The sequence below is a fragment of the Bacillus sp. NEB1478 genome (assembly GCF_031582965.1).
Classification (GTDB): Bacteria; Bacillota; Bacilli; order Bacillales; family Fictibacillaceae; genus Fictibacillus.
On sequence record NZ_CP134049.1, the window covers coordinates 1386116 to 1402474 of the forward strand.

The following is a 16359-nucleotide window of genomic DNA, read 5'->3' on the forward strand; positions in this document are numbered from 1 at the left end:
GGGGCTTAACAGTTGACTAAATCTGAAAAGCTACACATTTCGATGACAGATCTGGCAAAAAACTTTCAGGAATTTCATCCAGCACTTACAAATCAGGAAGCATTTGAAGAGGCGAATCGATGCTTATATTGCTATGATGCACCTTGTATTCAAGCTTGTCCCACTGGGATTGATATTCCGAAATTTATTAAAAAAATTGCATCAGGAAATTTTAAAGGATCTGCGCAAACGATTATGACATCTAATCCTGTTGGGGCGAGCTGTGCAAGGGTTTGTCCGACTGATGAACTTTGTGAAGGAGCATGTGTACTCAATCATTCTACTAAACCAATTATGATTGGGGATTTGCAGCGTTATGCGACGGACTGGGCGATTAGGAATGACCAGGTACTTTTTCAAAAGGGTGTTAGTAATGGAAAGTCAGTTGCAGTGATTGGCGGGGGTCCCGCTGGGTTATCTGCAGCACGGGAACTCGCATTACTCGGATATAAAGTAACAATCTTTGAAGCTGCCGAAAAAGCAGGAGGATTGAACACTTACGGTATCGTTTCATTTCGATTACCTCAACATATATCGTTTTGGGAAGTCGATCAAGTTCGTCAGCTTGATGTAGAAATTCGAACAAATACAGCAGTAGGAAAAGATATTTCAGCTGAAGAACTCTTAACTTCTTATGACCGTGTAGTGCTTGCTGCAGGAATGGCACATGTCCCGAATATGGGCATTGAAGGTGAAGAACTTGAAGGTGTCCATGATGCGATTGAATTTGTAAAAGATACGAAAACAAAGCCATTATCCAATCAATATGTTGGGAAAAATGTGGTTGTAATTGGTGCTGGTAATACGGCAATAGATGGTGCGACTTGTTCTGTTCGCTTAGGGGCCCAAAATGTGAAAATTCTATACCGCCGTACACAAGAAGAAATGACGGCGTATGATTTTGAATATGAATTCGCAAAACAAGATGGAGTTGAATTCCGCTGGCTGACTCAGCCAATCAAGATTCATGGTGATGAAGCCGGACGAGTTAAAGCGATCGAGTGCTTGAAAATGGATCTCGGTGAACCAGGCGAAGATGGAAGAAGACGTTCGTTTCCAATCGAAGGCTCAAACTTCATTCTACCAGTGGACGCAGTAATTAAAGCGATTGGCCAAACACGGCATACCAGCTTAATCGAACTGTTCAATCTTGAACATAACGGAGGCGTTGTTCAAGTTTCTGAAAACTACCAAACCTCTAATCCGAAAGTATTTGCGTGCGGTGATGTTATTTTTGGAAAAGGAATAGGAGAAGCGATGGTTGTAACTGCAGCCCAGCAAGGTAAGAATGCAGCCTATGCCATACACAAGCAATACAAAGAACAATCCATAACAGCTTAACAAACAAAAGAACATCGGAAAGGGGAGAATAACATTGGCAGATCTAAGTATTAACCTGGCTGGCATACGATCACCTAATCCATTTTGGCTGGCATCAGCACCGCCGACTAACTCAGGCTACCAAGTACAAAGGGCATTTGAAGCGGGGTGGGGCGGAGCTGTATGGAAAACGCTCGGCGATCCTATTTTAAATGTTTCTTCAAGGTTTGCGGCAGTCAGTTTTAACGGTCAGCGTGTTGCCGGGTTTAACAACATCGAATTGATTACTGACCGTCCTCTTGAAGTCAATTTAAAAGAAATCTATGAAACGAAAAAACGTTTTCCTAATCATGCAGTAGTAGTTTCTCTAATGGTAGAACCGAAACAAGAAAAATGGCATGAAATTGTAAAAAAAGTAGAAGCGGTAGGCGTTGACGGACTCGAACTTAACTTTGGTTGTCCTCACGGTATGGCTGAACGCGGTATGGGCTCTGCTTCAGGTCAAGTTCCAGATCTTGTTGAAAAGCAGACATATTGGGTGAAAGAGGTTGCACAAACACCAGTCATCGTTAAACTCACACCGAATATTACGGATATTACAGTTACAGCTGAAGCAGCAGTTCGAGGAGGGGCAGATTCTGTCAGTATGATCAATACAATTAATAGTTTGGCAGGTGTGGATCTTGATTCTTGGAACACGATTCCACATGTAGGCGGTAAAGGTGCACACGGTGGTTATTGTGGACCTGCAGTTAAGCCGATTGCTCTCAATATGGTAGGTGAATGTGCACGGAATTCGCGGATAAACGTTCCAATTTCCGGAATGGGCGGAATTTCAAATTGGCAGAATGCGGTTGAATTTATGTTAATGGGAGCTTCGAATGTCCAAGTTTGTACAGCCGCCATGCACCATGGGTTCAGGATCGTTGAGGATATGACAGATGGTTTAAACAACTATCTTGATTCAAAAGGGATTGCATCTGTAAGAGACATTATTGGGAAATCTGTACCTAAGTATTCAGACTGGGGTAATCTGGATCTCAACTATAAAATTGTAGCCAGAATCAATAATGACGTATGTATCAATTGTAATAAATGTCATATAGCCTGTGAGGATACATCACATCAATGCATTGATATGTTAAAAGATGGCCATGGCAACCCGTATTTAGAAGTTCGAGAAGAAGATTGTGTTGGATGTAATCTTTGTTCAATCGTCTGCCCGGTTGATGGCGCGATCGACATGATTGAGATTGATAGTGAATATGAACCTATGACCTGGAATGAAAGACAAACAATACTCTCATCAATACAAGCAGATCCTATTAAAAATCCTAGCTGAGTTTACGATTTAAGATCAGATGAAAGGAGACTAAAAGCGTGAGAAAAATAATAAGAAATGGAACTATTGTAACGGCTTCTGATACGTATTCTGCTGACATTTTAATTGAGAATGAACGGATTGTAGCAATAGGTGAAAAATTGGATGCGCAAGGAGCTGAAATGATTGATGCAAAGGGGTGCTATGTGTTTCCTGGGGGTATTGACCCGCATACTCATTTAGAAATGCCATTTGGGGGGACTGTCTCCAAAGATGATTTCGAGAGTGGAACAATTGCAGCTGCGTTCGGCGGTACGACAACCGTTATCGATTTTTGCCTCACAAACAAAGGAGAGCCATTACAAAATGCCATTGATATTTGGCATAAAAAGTCGAAGGATAAATCAGTGATTGATTACGGCTTCCATTTGATGATCTCTGAACTCAATGAGGAAGTCCTTGAACAGCTTCCAAAAGTAATGGATGAAGAAGGGATTACGTCTTTTAAAGTTTTCATGGCTTATAAAAATGTGTTCCAGGCAGACGATGAAACATTGTTCCGTACACTGATCACCGCAAAAAAACTCGGTGGATTAGTGATGGTACATGCTGAAAATGGTGATGTAATCGACTACCTTGTAAAAGAAGCTTTAGAAAACGGAAAAACGGATCCTATTTACCATGCTCTTACGCGACCACCGGAAGTTGAAGGGGAAGCGACAGCTAGAGCTGCTCAGTTGACAGGCTTAGCAAAATCACAGCTTTATGTTGTTCATGTGTCTTGTGCAGAGGCAGTCCTAAAAATTGCTGATGCTCGAAATAAAGGCTATGACGTTTGGGGTGAAACGTGCCCGCAATACTTAATGCTTGATCAAACTTATTTAGAAAAACCAGATTTTGAAGGAGCAAAATATGTTTGGTCTCCGCCGCTTAGAGAAAAATGGAATCAGGATGTGCTTTGGAATGCATTAAAGAATGGGCATCTTCAAACACTTGGTTCTGATCAATGTTCTTTTGATTTTAAAGGCCAAAAAGAGCTAGGAAGAGGAGACTTTTCTAAAATTCCAAACGGTGGTCCAATGATTGAAGACCGCGTTAGTATTCTTTTTTCAGAAGGTGTATTGAAAGGTCGTATAACGCTCAATCAATTTGTTGATATTATGTCGACTAGAATTGCGAAACTATTTGGATTATATCCTAGAAAAGGAACGATTTCAGTCGGAGCAGATGCAGATATCGTAATTTTTGATCCAACAGTCGAACGAACCATTTCTGCTAAAACGCACCATATGAGTGTAGATTACAATGCTTTCGAAGGAATGAAAGTGACGGGAGAAGCGGTTTCTGTGCTTTCACGAGGTGAATTTGTTATACGTGATAAGCAATTTGTCGGAAAACCAGGTAACGGAAATTATTTGAAAAGAGCCAAATATAATGAAAACCTAAGTTCAGTCGATGAAAAATTGCCTATTTAATAGAGCACTTTAGACGCAGGAGCACACATGCTTCCTTTAATATAGTTCTTTATCCATCTTCCAAGGTGGTTCACCGCACGCCCCCGCGGAAAGCGAGCAACCTGTAGCGGAAATCAACCATTTCTAAGAGCAAAAAAGGCTACAAAAACAGCTAAATGACAGATTCAAAGCTATGGCATAAACGAAGGAAGATGATCAATCAACCAGTCGTGACACCAATTGCAATATTATAGGGAGTGATTGTTTATGAAAAAACAAGAAAACTATTTAAAGTCTCCTGACTTGTTGCCTATCGGTCAAAATGAGAGAAAAATAACCACACTCGGCTTTTCATTCATGTGGGTCGGTATGGTTGTAGTCCTTGCAACATTCGCAATTGGTGGAGCTGGTGTAATGTCATTACCCCTTCCTCTAGTTGTCCTTGCGACAGTTATTGGTTCCGTTGGTATCGGGTTATTTATTTCACTGATTGCTGATATAGGTATTGAACATGGTCTTTCATTTCCTGTTTACATGCGTGCGCCATTCGGGACAATTGGAACACATATCCCATCAATCGTCCGTGGTATAGCGGCATCAATGTGGTTTGGAATAAATACCTATTTCGGTGCAACTGCGATGAACGGGATTTTAGGATTGATGTTCAACTTTAATAACTGGTTTATTTGTTTCTTGATATTTGCCCTTCTTCAATTAATCAATACAGCACTTGGTATTAAAGCAGTAGAGCGTTTTGCTGATATGGCAGCTCCAACTATCTTATTGATCTCGATCTGGATGTATTCGGAACTTGCTGGCACAGCTGCCTCTGAGGGCAGGAATGTATGGAGCTGGGCAGAGGATCCTGCTGTAGGATCAGCTGCATTTACAGCTTTCCTTGTTGTTATTTTCAGCAACATGGGATTCTGGGCGACTTTATCCGCAGATATCCCTACCATATCACGCTTTATTAAAGCACCTAAATTTGAACGGAATTGGTTCAAAAGAAATAAGGGAGCTTTAGTTGGCAATTTAATCGCTCTGCCTTTGACTCAGACGTTCATGATCATCATTGGAGCGGTTGCTTATATCGCTGTGAAAAATTATGATCCTGTACTGGCTCTGCAGGAAACTGCAACGGGACTTATACTTGGCGTACTCCTTCTCATGATCGTACTGGCGCAGTGGTCAACGAATATCGCTGCGAATATCGTTCCGGCAGCTACCATCTTTTCAAATGTAGGCGGTCCAAAGTTTCCCTTCTGGGCTGGTGTATTTGCAGCTGGTATAGTTGGGACAATTGTTCAGCCTTGGAGCCTTTTTGGAATCATCATTCCCGTGCTTCTTATCGTAGGAGGAATTCTTTCAGCTATTGTCGGCATATTATTTGCTGATTATTACTTATTAAGAAAACGCCGTGTAAATGTATATGATTTATACAAATTTGATGGTCAGTTTAAATATGCTGGAGGAGTAAACGTTGCAGGATTCATATCTTGGATTATTGGAGCAACAGTCTCATACTTCTTCCCAAGTTATTCCTTTTTAATTGGTTTTGCTCTCGGTGCAGTCTGTTATTATGTCCTTTGTAAATATTGGTACTTCCAAAAATATAAGCAAGCTGAAATCGAAGATCCAAGTGATGAGAAATATCTTGGTATTACAGTCGGCAGGGATTGGGATTTGAATGATGAGACTCAAGATGTGGAATTGAAAGATGCCAAATAATTGGATAGGAATGGCTTAACTTTGTTGGGTCACCTACGACACTTTTAATTAGAGGGGGCTTGTAGATGTCAGATTATCAAGAATACATGCTTGAGCGTGAGAAAATTGATTTCATGATGGAAAAAGGCTATAAAATTAAAGGAATATTAGAAAATTTGAGCGGGGCTTTTGTTCATTTTGAGAAATCAAATGATGATGCAGTTACTATTCATGTCAAAACAGCTGATGGACGCAAGTACTTTTCAAACTTAATGGTTCTGCAGAAACAATCCGTGTAACTGTTTTGCTTAGGAAAAGGAGAGCTGCTAATGGAATTTTCACTGAAGTGCAAGGGTAGTGTGTTTCCATGTGAAGTAACGATTGATGAAGACAACGGCCGGTATATGTTGCGAAAAGCAGATTCAAGCGGTGAATTCTTCAATACTCCTCATGAGTTGGCTGAATGGGTGCTCAGTAACTGGAATTCAGAAGACTTTGATGATCAAGATTCCTTTCAAAAGATGCTTAATTCATTAGATACGTACATGAATATTAAAAGTTCATGAGCTTATGAAGAAAATACATTAAACCAATACGTGCATTCGTTTTGTCGCCTAAAGATAGGAGTGTTCAGGTGTGCAAAATCATTCGAGTCTAGCAGTGAAAGATATTTTGTATAGGGACCATTTTGACAAAACAATAGTTATTGCAGGATTTGAGGGCCTGACACGCCAAGTAAAATGGGTTCATGTTGTTGAAGTCCCCAACATCAAAAAGTTGTTAAATGGAAATGAACTGATTTTATCGACAGGCGTAGTTTGGAAAGATAACCCTGCATTATTAAGTGATTTTCTGCAACAATTAATAGATTGCGGTGCTGCCGGTCTTTGTATAGAGATCGGCACGTACACTTCATCTATTCCTAAAGAGGTTGTGGATTTAGCGAACCTGCATAGATTCCCGATCATTTTATTTCTAGAAGAAGTACAATTTGTTAATATCACTCAAGATATTCACGCACAACTCATAAATCAGCATTACCAAATGATTCAAGATTTAGAAGAGTATTCACAAAAGCTTAATAAAAAATTATTAACATTTGAAAACAGAGATGAAATGCTGAAGTTGATGTATGAATATACCGGCCTTCACATTATCATGAACACAACGTCCGCTGAAACCATTTTTTTGCCGGAATGCAGTGAAGAAACAAAACTTGAGGTTAGAGAGCGCGTCCTAAAGAATCAAGAATCTCCATTTCTAGTAAAGCAGTCTCTTCAGGTGATGGAACAACAATATGGGGAAATATTCATTTTCTCGAAAGAACGTGAAATTAATGAATTCGATCAACTCATTCTTGATCGAACGACAACTGCGCTGTCACAGTTGTTTCTCCGTGAACTTTATGTTGAAGAAACAAAACGTACGGAAAAGTATGAGTGGATCAACAATTGGCTAGATGGGGGATACAGTGAAAAGCAGACTATGGATAACCTTTTTTATCATGAAGGAGAAATGAGTGTTAATGGTGGTACTGTTGCGATTTGTAAAATTCCACAACAAACGACCAATGCTGATCTAACTTATTTAATACTTTTTATCCGGTCTATTTTCGAACAGCAAGGATTTCATTTGATAACGACTGAAAGGCAAGGCTATTTCGTCTATATTTTACTAAATAAACGCGGTGTTGAAACGTGGAAACAACGCCTGAAAAACGGAATGGATAAAGTTCATCAAACCGATTTCTTAAAGAAGCATAAGTGCAAGTTTTCAAATTTTGCAGTTGGCCAGTACAATAAAAAATTAGCTAAAATAGGGAAAAGCTACGAAACGGCTGTCGAAACTTTTCGGCTGCAAAAAAATAGTGAACTAGATCGAATGTGTATTTTTTACGAAGATTTACATATGTACCGAGTCATAAGTCTCTTTAAACAGCAGGAAAATCTTCATGAGATGATGAGAGAGTACTTGAGTCCTGTAATTGAGTATGATCGGAAATACAACGGAAAGCTGATGCAAACTCTAAAAGCCTATTTGGCGTGCAGCGGGTCGAAGAAGGAAACGGCAAAAAAATTATTCGTAGTCCGTCAGACTTTATACTATCGAATCGAAAAGCTTGAGAGACTTCTAGGAAAGGATTTTATTACAAATTTCGAAAAGCGGCTTGCAATAGAATTGATGCTATTCGTAAATGATTATTTATTTTCATCAGAATCTATGCAAAATGTAAAAACTAAAGAGCAAGTGACAACTTAAACTCTACATTATGTGGAAGGAACAGGTAAAACAATTTAACGTTTTGTCTAATGTAACCTTTTCCTGATTTCTAGATAATTAAGGAAGCAGGGAAAGAAATCAAAAGGAGGCACAATTAGTATGACAGTAACGAAAAGTGATACAAAACTGTTGAAAAATTATATTAATGGTCAATGGGTCGCATCGAATAGTACTGACGATTTAGAAGTGCCAAATCCGGCAACCGGTGAAGTTTTGGCCCGTGTGCCGATTTCAACGAAAGAAGATCTCGACAAAGCTGTTCAGGCAGCTGATGCTGCATTCCAGAAGTGGAAACATGTGCCGGTTCCAAAACGTGCTCGTATCCTGTTTAAATTCCACTATCTCTTGACAGAAAATCATGAAGAACTTGCCAAATTAGTCGTTCAGGAGAACGGTAAAGCATTTAAAGAAGCATACGGAGAAATTCAACGTGGAATTGAATGTGTTGAATTTGCTTCTGGAGCTCCAACTCATTTGATGGGTGAAACCCTATCTAACATAGCAGAAGATATTGATTCAGAGATGTTTCGATATCCGCTAGGTGTTGTAGGAGGAATTACACCTTTTAATTTTCCTATGATGGTGCCATTATGGATGTTTCCACTAGCGATTGTGTGTGGAAACACGTTTATTCTAAAACCTTCTGAAAGAACACCCATTCTAGCTAATCGTTTAGCGGAATTATTAACGGAAGCAGGTTTACCAGATGGTGTTTTCAATATCGTGCATGGTGCTCATGATGTTGTAAATGGCCTTTTGGAGCATGATGGTATTAAAGCTATATCATTTGTCGGTTCACAGCCTGTTGCGAAATATGTATATGAAAAAGCGGCGTTAAACGGTAAAAGAGTGCAAGCCCTTTCCGGAGCTAAGAATCACCATATTGTAATGCCTGATGCAGATCTAGAAAAAACAGTTCAAAATATCATAAGTTCAACTTTTGGCAGTGCGGGTCAACGTTGTATGGCATGCAGCGCCGTAGTAGTAGTTGGTAATAATGATAAATTTGTAGAAGAAATCCGTAAGAAAGCAGATGAGCTTACAATAGGCAGTGGATTAGATGATGAAGTTTTATTGACGCCGATCATTAGAGATTCTCATCGACAAAAGGTACTCGGGATTATTGAAAAAGGCATTGAAGAAGGTGCGGACTTAATTCGAGATGGCCGACGTGAAATGTCAGATTTCAATGAAGGGAATTTCCTTGGAGCAACGATATTTGATCGTGTCACACCAGAAATGACGATTGCTAAGGAGGAAATATTTGCGCCTGTCCTCAGTATTTTACGTGCTGAAGATTTAAATGAAGGTCTAGAATACATTAGAAAGTCTAGATATGGCAATGGCGCCACACTTTATACGAAAAATGCACAAGCTGTCCGTCAATTCCGTGAAGAAGCAGATGCTGGTATGCTCGGAATTAATGTAGGTGTTCCGGCGACAATGGCTTTCTTCCCGTTTTCTGGGTGGAAAGATTCTTTCTATGGAGATCTCCATGTGAACGGTAAAGATGGCATCAATTTCTATACCCGTAAAAAAATGATTACATCTCGTTACGATTACTAAAGGGGTGGAGAATAATGGTTCCTAAAGTCGATCAATCCCAAGATGTCCGAAAAAAAGATGATCAGTTTGTCTGGCATTCTATGAAACCCTATAATCCGAACTCAACTATGGTTGTTACGAGTTCCAAGGGTGCCTGGGTAACTGATATAAACGGTGATAAATATTTAGATGCAATGGCTGGTTTGTGGTGTGTAAACGTAGGTTATGGCAGAACAGAACTTGCAGATGCTGCTTATGAACAATTGAAGGAAATGGCATACTTTCCTTTAACCCATAGTCACTTGCCAGCTGTAAAACTAGCTGAAAAGTTAAATGAAATGCTCGGCGGGGATTATGTTATCTTTTTTTCTAACAGCGGGTCTGAAGCGAATGAAGCTGCTTTTAAAATCGCAAGACAATACCACCAGCAAAAAGGACAAAATAATCGATACAAAATTGTTTCACGTTATCGTGCTTATCATGGCAATTCAATGGGGGCCTTAGCAGCAACGGGTCAAGCACAGAGAAAATACAAATATGAGCCGCTTGCACCTGGGTTTCTTCATGTTTCACCTCCAGACACTTATCGGATGCTTGATTCTGATCTGGAGGATGCACATAAAATGGCTTGTGTACAAGAAATCGATCGGATGATGACGTGGGAACTTAGTGAGACAGTAGCAGCGATGATTATGGAACCTATTATTACAGGTGGCGGCGTGTTGATGCCTCCTGATGGATACATGAAGGCAGTCAAAGAAACCTGCGATAAACATGGTGCTCTACTTATTGTAGATGAAGTTATCTGCGGGTTTGGTCGAACAGGAAAGTCATTTGGCTTTATGAATTATGATGTGCAGCCGGACATCATTACAATGGCAAAAGGCATAACATCTGCTTACTTGCCGCTTTCTGCAACAGCGGTAAAGAAAGAGGTGTATGAGGCGTTTAAAGGAAATGATGAATACGATTTCTTTAGACATATCAACACATTCGGCGGTAATCCTGCAGCTTGTGCACTGGCTTTGAAAAATCTTGAAATCATGGAAAATGAAAAGCTGTTCGATCGTTCTAGAGAATTAGGTGATCTATTATTAAACGAATTACAAACTCGATTACAAAACAATCCATATGTTGGTGATATTCGCGGTAAGGGACTTCTCGTCGGCATTGAACTTGTAAAAGATAAGGAAACGAAAGAGCCGCTTGCATCAAACGCTGTAAATGAAGTGATCGGAATCTGTAAAAAGAATGGACTGATCATCGGGAAAAACGGGGTGACAGTAGCAGGCTATAATAATGTATTAACAATAGCGCCTCCGTTAAGTATTGAAAACGATGATTTAGCATTTATCATTCAAACTCTCTCAAATGGATTGAAGGCATTAGTAAATTAAAGGATAAACAAAAGTGAAAATAATTAAATTGGATTTAGAGAAACTGATGCTAGCGTTATCTTTAGACAACTTTACAATTGAAAACAGACATTTAAACGGTTGTCATTAGAATTGGATGAGGATAGAAAAGTTTTTGTCTATTATTTAAATGGATAATCATTTCGAGAATAGCATTGTCTTGATATGACAGTGCTATTTTCATATTCAAGAAGGCGTGATAAAAGAACACTTAGGTAGCCAAGTGTTCTAGGGATGCGGACTACTTATTTTTTTAGTGTTTCTTCTATATTTAAGGGTTCAAAATGTTGTTTTGTAGATCTTTCATGGCATGATGAAGACTTGAAAAAGTCGGGATATCTTTCATATCTATACCAAGCTGGACCATGGTTTGAGCGATTTCCGGTCTTAAACCAGTCAACACAGTCTCAATCCCAGTTAGTTTTAAAGCATTTACAACTTTGAATATCCGGTCTGCTACCATAGTGTCTATAATAGGTACTCCGGATAGATCGATTATTAAAAAAGACAAGTCATATTCGGTTCCTTTGTTTAGGGCTTTATTCATAAGTTCTTGTGCCCTCTTTGTGTCAATATCTCCTACAAGAGGAAGAACTCCGATTTCATCCGTTACTTTTATAAGGGGAATAGAGAGTTCTAATGCGGTTGCCTCTGCTGCGTTTATTCTTGTGTAATATTGGCGTGAGTAGGAAACACTCAACCAATGTATCGCACGATCGACCACGAAGTTAAAGCGCGAAAGAATCGCATAAAAATCGTCAAGAGATAGATTAAAGTTTTCTGCTTCATCTTTAATAATAGTACCAATTGTATCTCGATTGATGCGTACCTCTTCTAAAGCGATCTCAATAGGTAAATCTAAATCAACTAGCAAATTTACTGCGTTTGTTCCCCATTCTTTTAAAGTATTAAAAGATACCTCAAGATCTTCGGTAACAGAAAGTGCATAAATTTCTATAAGATTATGCCGCCATTCAAATAAATTATCATTCACTTGATTTGAATATTTTTGAATGTTAGTTCTTGAAATTTGTTCAATCAGTTCTTCTTTGACACTCAATATTTTAGTAGATATTTTTTGAGCCTTGTTTCGATCAATAGTAGTATATGAACTCAATTTTAGGAATGCCCCCACAACAATATTTCCTTTTATCTTACCACAAGATTAATAAAGGACATTAAATTATTCTGTGTTAAGTTATTCCACTCAATAATTATGTAACGTAATAATGATTTGCCAATAAATAAATTATATGTAATTTGGGAAGGTGTTTTTTATGTCAGTTGAACGTGGTGCAATGATCAGATCCATAATGGAGTGGAAGATGCGATACTCATAACAAAATGGATAAAACGGACTACATACAAAAAATTGAACATTGGATTTCTGGTGAATTTAAAAAGGTAAATAAGGGTTTTACAGGAAACTATGAAACCATCAAATCATCTGAACATGAAGTCGTTCTTCGGCTACCAGCAGAAGATGAGACATTCTACTTTAAGTCGACAGGGAAGGCATGGGCGTATGAAAGTCCGCTCAGCGCCCATTTATCATTATATCAGCCAAGAAAAACGACTGATATCGATGAAGGAGATATCAGGAACTCTATTAAGACAAAAGAGAGACAAGAAAGTTTGGCAGAGAGCTCTTAGGGAATATGCCGAACTGCAGGTGAAGGAAGTAAAGCACATACAAGAGCTTATTGATCTTGGTGTTCCTGACAGGAGAATTTTTGTCCTGAAGAAACAGATTAACCAACAAGAAGAGATGTGCCAGACGGGGCTTAGTGTAGAAGAAACTAAGACCATTATTAAATTGAGGTCAGAATTGGTGGGAATGTGCGATTTGATGGAGGGATTGATACCGCCATCACTTGATCATGGAGATTTACACACGGCTAATATCTATGATCGAGAAGGGAAATCTGTTTTTATTGATTAGGGAGATGCTTCTGTCACACATCCATTCTTCAGCACTCGTATTTTCTGGAATTCCCTCTATGAGCTGATTGAGGATGATGAGGACTGGCTGGACATGACCAATGAATTCCGAACGTATTATTTAGAGCCATGGACTGCTTTTGGAAAAATGGAAGAGCTTGAAAAGTTATTGAAGGTTTCCGGTCAGCTCGGATGCCTGCACCGAGGAATCGGATGGCACCTTTATACTCTTCCCTTTCAGGATTTTCCAGAGTTCAAGAAAAGACCGGCACAGTGGCACAGTGCTAAATTTAATTGAATCAACTAGTTGAAGTCCTTTTGTAAGGGTGTTTCTTTTCAATAATGTTCGAAAGCCAAATATTAGCGGCAAATACAACTAAATATACGAAAAAAGATAAATATAATTTCCAGCCTGTATACGTAAAAACATGAAATTTCACTGAAATCCATTCTATAGAAATCGCTACCCCTGCCCAAAAAATAATATAAGATAGATTCCTTAGGCCTTTGGGTTTGTATTGTTGATAAATATTTACTACAAAGTAAGGAAGAGTGGGGTAAGTTGCAAAGTGTAATATTACATCAAATAATTCATGCGTTTTATGGTCGACCGTAAAGTAAAAATCATTTGGTTTTACACTAATGGTAATATCAGCCACCAAAGCAAGGAAGACATTAAATGTCCAAATAATAATTATGGTAACAATAGACAAGCGTTTAGGTAAAATAAACATAATGGTCCAAGAAAGCACTGTGGAAATGATAATAAATATTTCATTTGCATCAAATTTCTCAGGAAGAGGTAAAATCATATCGTATTCACCTCTTTATTTTTATAAATAAGCTTTTCTAAATAAAAGGAGTAAATAGCCAATAAGAAAATAATTAGACTATATCTGGAATATGAATAAAATACATTCCAATTAACCCATTTCAAATATCCAATATGAACGAAATATATTTCACTTGAAACAAGCGCTGTTAAGAAGATAAAGAGATAAATAAGTTTACTGAAAATAGTTCTCTTAGAGAACAAAATATAAATTAACCATAAAAGTAATGCTGGCTTAAGTGAAAACTCTGGAACTTTTTGTATCCAAAAAATGAATTGACTTGTTGGATCTTGCTTTGTAAGTTTTAAATTTAAATTAATGATTACACCTGTATTTGTAATAAGAATATTTGAGAAAAAATAACATCCCAAGACGTTAGTAACGTTCATTTTCTTCATCAATATGTACAAAGAAATAAAGGATAATATTGCTAACATAAGAAAAAGCCACAATGTTTTCATTTAGTCACCATCTTTATTTTATATGAACATTATTTTATACATAAAGTTTCTAAAATACACAGGATCTAAAGAAAACAAAAGGAAACGTATGATGAACTTTGGCAACCCAAAAAGATTCCATTGTCTTTTAAACTTTATCGGATTGATTTTTAACCAGCTCTGATATTGATTTTGCTAATACAAAATGACTTAGTCTTATATAAGAATCTGGTGCATTTCTTAAAATGGAGAAATGTACTCTTTTTTAATTTTAGAGGTATGTTAGGATTAATTGAATAATGTTAAATTATGTATTAAATATTGAGGTGAACATTAATGGCTAAGGTTATGAATATGATAAGTAATTTACTATTAGATGTTTTCTCTTCTGTAAAAGGCTTTTTGTAGGTTTTATTGTGATTGGGTTAGTGATTGTATTGATCACCGGTATAGATTACTTATTGATTGCTGTATTTGATGCAATTAATTTGTGAAAAACTTAATTTAGCACTTAAAAATGGTTACTGTGTATATAGAAGGAAGGGTGGAGTGATCAACGATGGATATTTATTTACTGATTGTCACAGTAGCGGCTATCGGCATAGTTATCACTACCGTATCCTGGCTGAAATGGCATGCTTTTATCAGTTTAACAATAGCCAGTTTATTTTTGGGTCTGATGGCTGGATTAACTTTAGACAAAATTGTAACCGCTTACGAAAATGGTATAGGAGAAGTCTTAGGTCATTTGGTCGGGATTTTGGCGTTAGGTACAATTCTAGGAAAAATGCTTTCCGAATCAGGAGCCGGACTGCAGATCGGCCATTTTTTTGTAAGGATTTTTGGTGAAAAGCGCTTGCCGTGGGCGATGATGCTTTCAGGTTTTATCATTGGGATTCCTGTTTTTTTTGAAGTAGGTATTTTAATTTTATTGCCTTTAGTTATTTCGTTACATAAAACAACGAAGCAAAATATTTTATTGGTTGCTCTTCCGGTTATTGCAAGTCTTTCGATTGTAGACGGTCTTGTTCCACCGCGTCCTGGCGCACTTGCTGCTATCAGCATATATGATGCCAATCTTGGTAAGGTTCTTCTTTACTCTCTCGTAATAGCATTACTTGCTGCAGTTATTGCCGGTCCATTGTTTGCAAAATGGGTGTACAAACGCGTTGTACCTGAAAATGAACCGGAATTAATCCGAATTGATACGGAAGTAAAAGAACTGCCAAGCTCAAGGGTGTCATTCTTTATTATTTTACTACCAGTCATTCTTATGATCCTTACCTCATTAGCACTATATGTACAGCTTCCAGAAAGCTTGCAGAAAATCTTTGCACTTATAGGAGACCCGGTAATTGCACTATTAATTGCCGTATTTGCAGCCTACTATTTTCTTGGATTTCGTAAAGGGATGGATAGAGACCTTATTAAAAAATTCACAGAGGATAGCTTGCTGCCAGTAGGTTCAATCGTTTTAATAATCGGTGCAGGCGGCGGATTTAAACAGATACTGATCGATAGCGGTGTCGGTGATACAATGGGCAGCATGTCTGAAAATCTATCTCTGTCTCCGCTCGTGATGGCCTTTGTCATTGCATGCTTAATTCGAATTGCAACAGGATCAGCAACGGTCGCCTTAACAACAGCAGCCGGTATTGTTTCTCCAATCATTGAGCATATGTCCGGTGTCAATCTGGAATTGCTAGTTATAGCAACAGCTGCAGGATCAATGATGTTTTCGCATGTAAACGATCCAGGCTTTTGGATGGTAAAAGAATATCTTGGATTAACCGTTTCGGAAACCTTCAAAACGTTGAGCGTGCTCGAAACCATTCTTTCTATAACCGCATTTGCATGTGCCTTGGTGCTTAATGTATTTATATGAAAATTATAAACACCCCAGTAGGATTGTAGATTAAGGCTTGATATTTATTGTGAAGCTTTGGAGGCACAGGATTTTTTAAATCAATATGCACCAAATCGTGATTCTGATTTTTATACGGTGGAAGGACAAGTGAAACGTTATACATATTGAACATCAGTGCATTTCTTTAAGAAGGAAAA

General features: G+C 38.2%; 14 protein-coding genes. 12 read left to right on the top strand and 2 right to left on the bottom strand.

Features of this window, described 5'->3' with window-relative positions:
• Positions 1–42: 42 nt before the first annotated feature.
• The 9 genes from RGB74_RS06645 (at position 43) to RGB74_RS06685 (ending at position 11063) form a co-directional block, all read left to right on the top strand.
• Positions 43–1380 (top strand): NAD(P)-dependent oxidoreductase, encoded by a 1338-nt coding sequence (locus tag RGB74_RS06645; protein WP_310762811.1) that lies wholly within the window; start codon positions 43–45, stop codon positions 1378–1380.
• A 34-nt stretch (positions 1381–1414) separates the two neighbouring features.
• A complete protein-coding gene (gene preA / locus RGB74_RS06650) occupies positions 1415–2701 on the top strand; it encodes an NAD-dependent dihydropyrimidine dehydrogenase subunit PreA (RefSeq protein ID WP_310762204.1) in 1287 nt (428 codons plus the stop codon).
• A 38-nt stretch (positions 2702–2739) separates the two neighbouring features.
• On the top strand, positions 2740–4155 hold the full coding sequence (gene hydA, locus RGB74_RS06655; protein WP_310762205.1) for a dihydropyrimidinase: 1416 nt from the start codon (positions 2740–2742) through the stop codon (positions 4153–4155).
• Between the two features lie 246 nt (positions 4156–4401).
• Positions 4402–5862 (top strand): NCS1 family transporter, encoded by a 1461-nt coding sequence (locus tag RGB74_RS06660; protein WP_310762206.1) that lies wholly within the window; start codon positions 4402–4404, stop codon positions 5860–5862.
• 65 nt (positions 5863–5927) lie between these two features.
• Complete coding sequence (locus tag RGB74_RS06665) at positions 5928–6140, top strand: KH domain-containing protein (protein WP_310762207.1); 213 nt, start codon at positions 5928–5930, stop codon at positions 6138–6140.
• Positions 6141–6170: 30 nt separating this feature from the next.
• Positions 6171–6407 carry a hypothetical protein gene (locus RGB74_RS06670; protein WP_310762208.1) on the top strand — a complete coding sequence of 79 codons (237 nt, stop codon included), beginning with the start codon at positions 6171–6173 and terminating at the stop codon, positions 6405–6407.
• Between the two features lie 70 nt (positions 6408–6477).
• Positions 6478–8100 carry a PucR family transcriptional regulator gene (locus RGB74_RS06675; RefSeq protein WP_310762209.1) on the top strand — a complete coding sequence of 541 codons (1623 nt, stop codon included), beginning with the start codon at positions 6478–6480 and terminating at the stop codon, positions 8098–8100.
• A gap of 120 nt (positions 8101–8220) precedes the next feature.
• On the top strand, positions 8221–9687 hold the full coding sequence (locus tag RGB74_RS06680; RefSeq protein WP_310762210.1) for a CoA-acylating methylmalonate-semialdehyde dehydrogenase: 1467 nt from the start codon (positions 8221–8223) through the stop codon (positions 9685–9687).
• 14 nt (positions 9688–9701) lie between these two features.
• Positions 9702–11063: an aspartate aminotransferase family protein gene (locus tag RGB74_RS06685; protein WP_310762211.1), complete on the top strand. Its 1362-nt coding sequence runs from the start codon at positions 9702–9704 to the stop codon at positions 11061–11063.
• A 289-nt stretch (positions 11064–11352) separates the two neighbouring features.
• On the opposite strand, the gene RGB74_RS06690 is transcribed toward RGB74_RS06685, so the two are convergent.
• Entirely contained in the window at positions 11353–12198 is an 846-nt protein-coding gene (locus RGB74_RS06690) for an STAS domain-containing protein (RefSeq protein WP_310762212.1), read from the bottom strand.
• 408 nt (positions 12199–12606) lie between these two features.
• On the opposite strand from RGB74_RS06690, the gene RGB74_RS06695 reads away from it, so the two are divergent.
• Both RGB74_RS06695 and RGB74_RS06700 read left to right on the top strand, forming a co-directional pair.
• Entirely contained in the window at positions 12607–13023 is a 417-nt protein-coding gene (locus tag RGB74_RS06695; RefSeq protein ID WP_310762213.1) for a hypothetical protein, read from the top strand.
• A 93-nt stretch (positions 13024–13116) separates the two neighbouring features.
• On the top strand, positions 13117–13320 hold the full coding sequence (locus RGB74_RS06700; protein ID WP_310762214.1) for a hypothetical protein: 204 nt from the start codon (positions 13117–13119) through the stop codon (positions 13318–13320).
• Between the two features lies 1 nt (position 13321).
• On the opposite strand, the gene RGB74_RS06705 is transcribed toward RGB74_RS06700, so the two are convergent.
• Positions 13322–13834 (bottom strand): hypothetical protein, encoded by a 513-nt coding sequence (locus RGB74_RS06705; protein ID WP_310762215.1) that lies wholly within the window; start codon positions 13832–13834, stop codon positions 13322–13324.
• Between the two features lie 1020 nt (positions 13835–14854).
• On the opposite strand from RGB74_RS06705, the gene RGB74_RS06710 reads away from it, so the two are divergent.
• On the top strand, positions 14855–16180 hold the full coding sequence (locus RGB74_RS06710) for a GntT/GntP/DsdX family permease (RefSeq protein WP_310762216.1): 1326 nt from the start codon (positions 14855–14857) through the stop codon (positions 16178–16180).
• Positions 16181–16359: the final 179 nt, after the last annotated feature.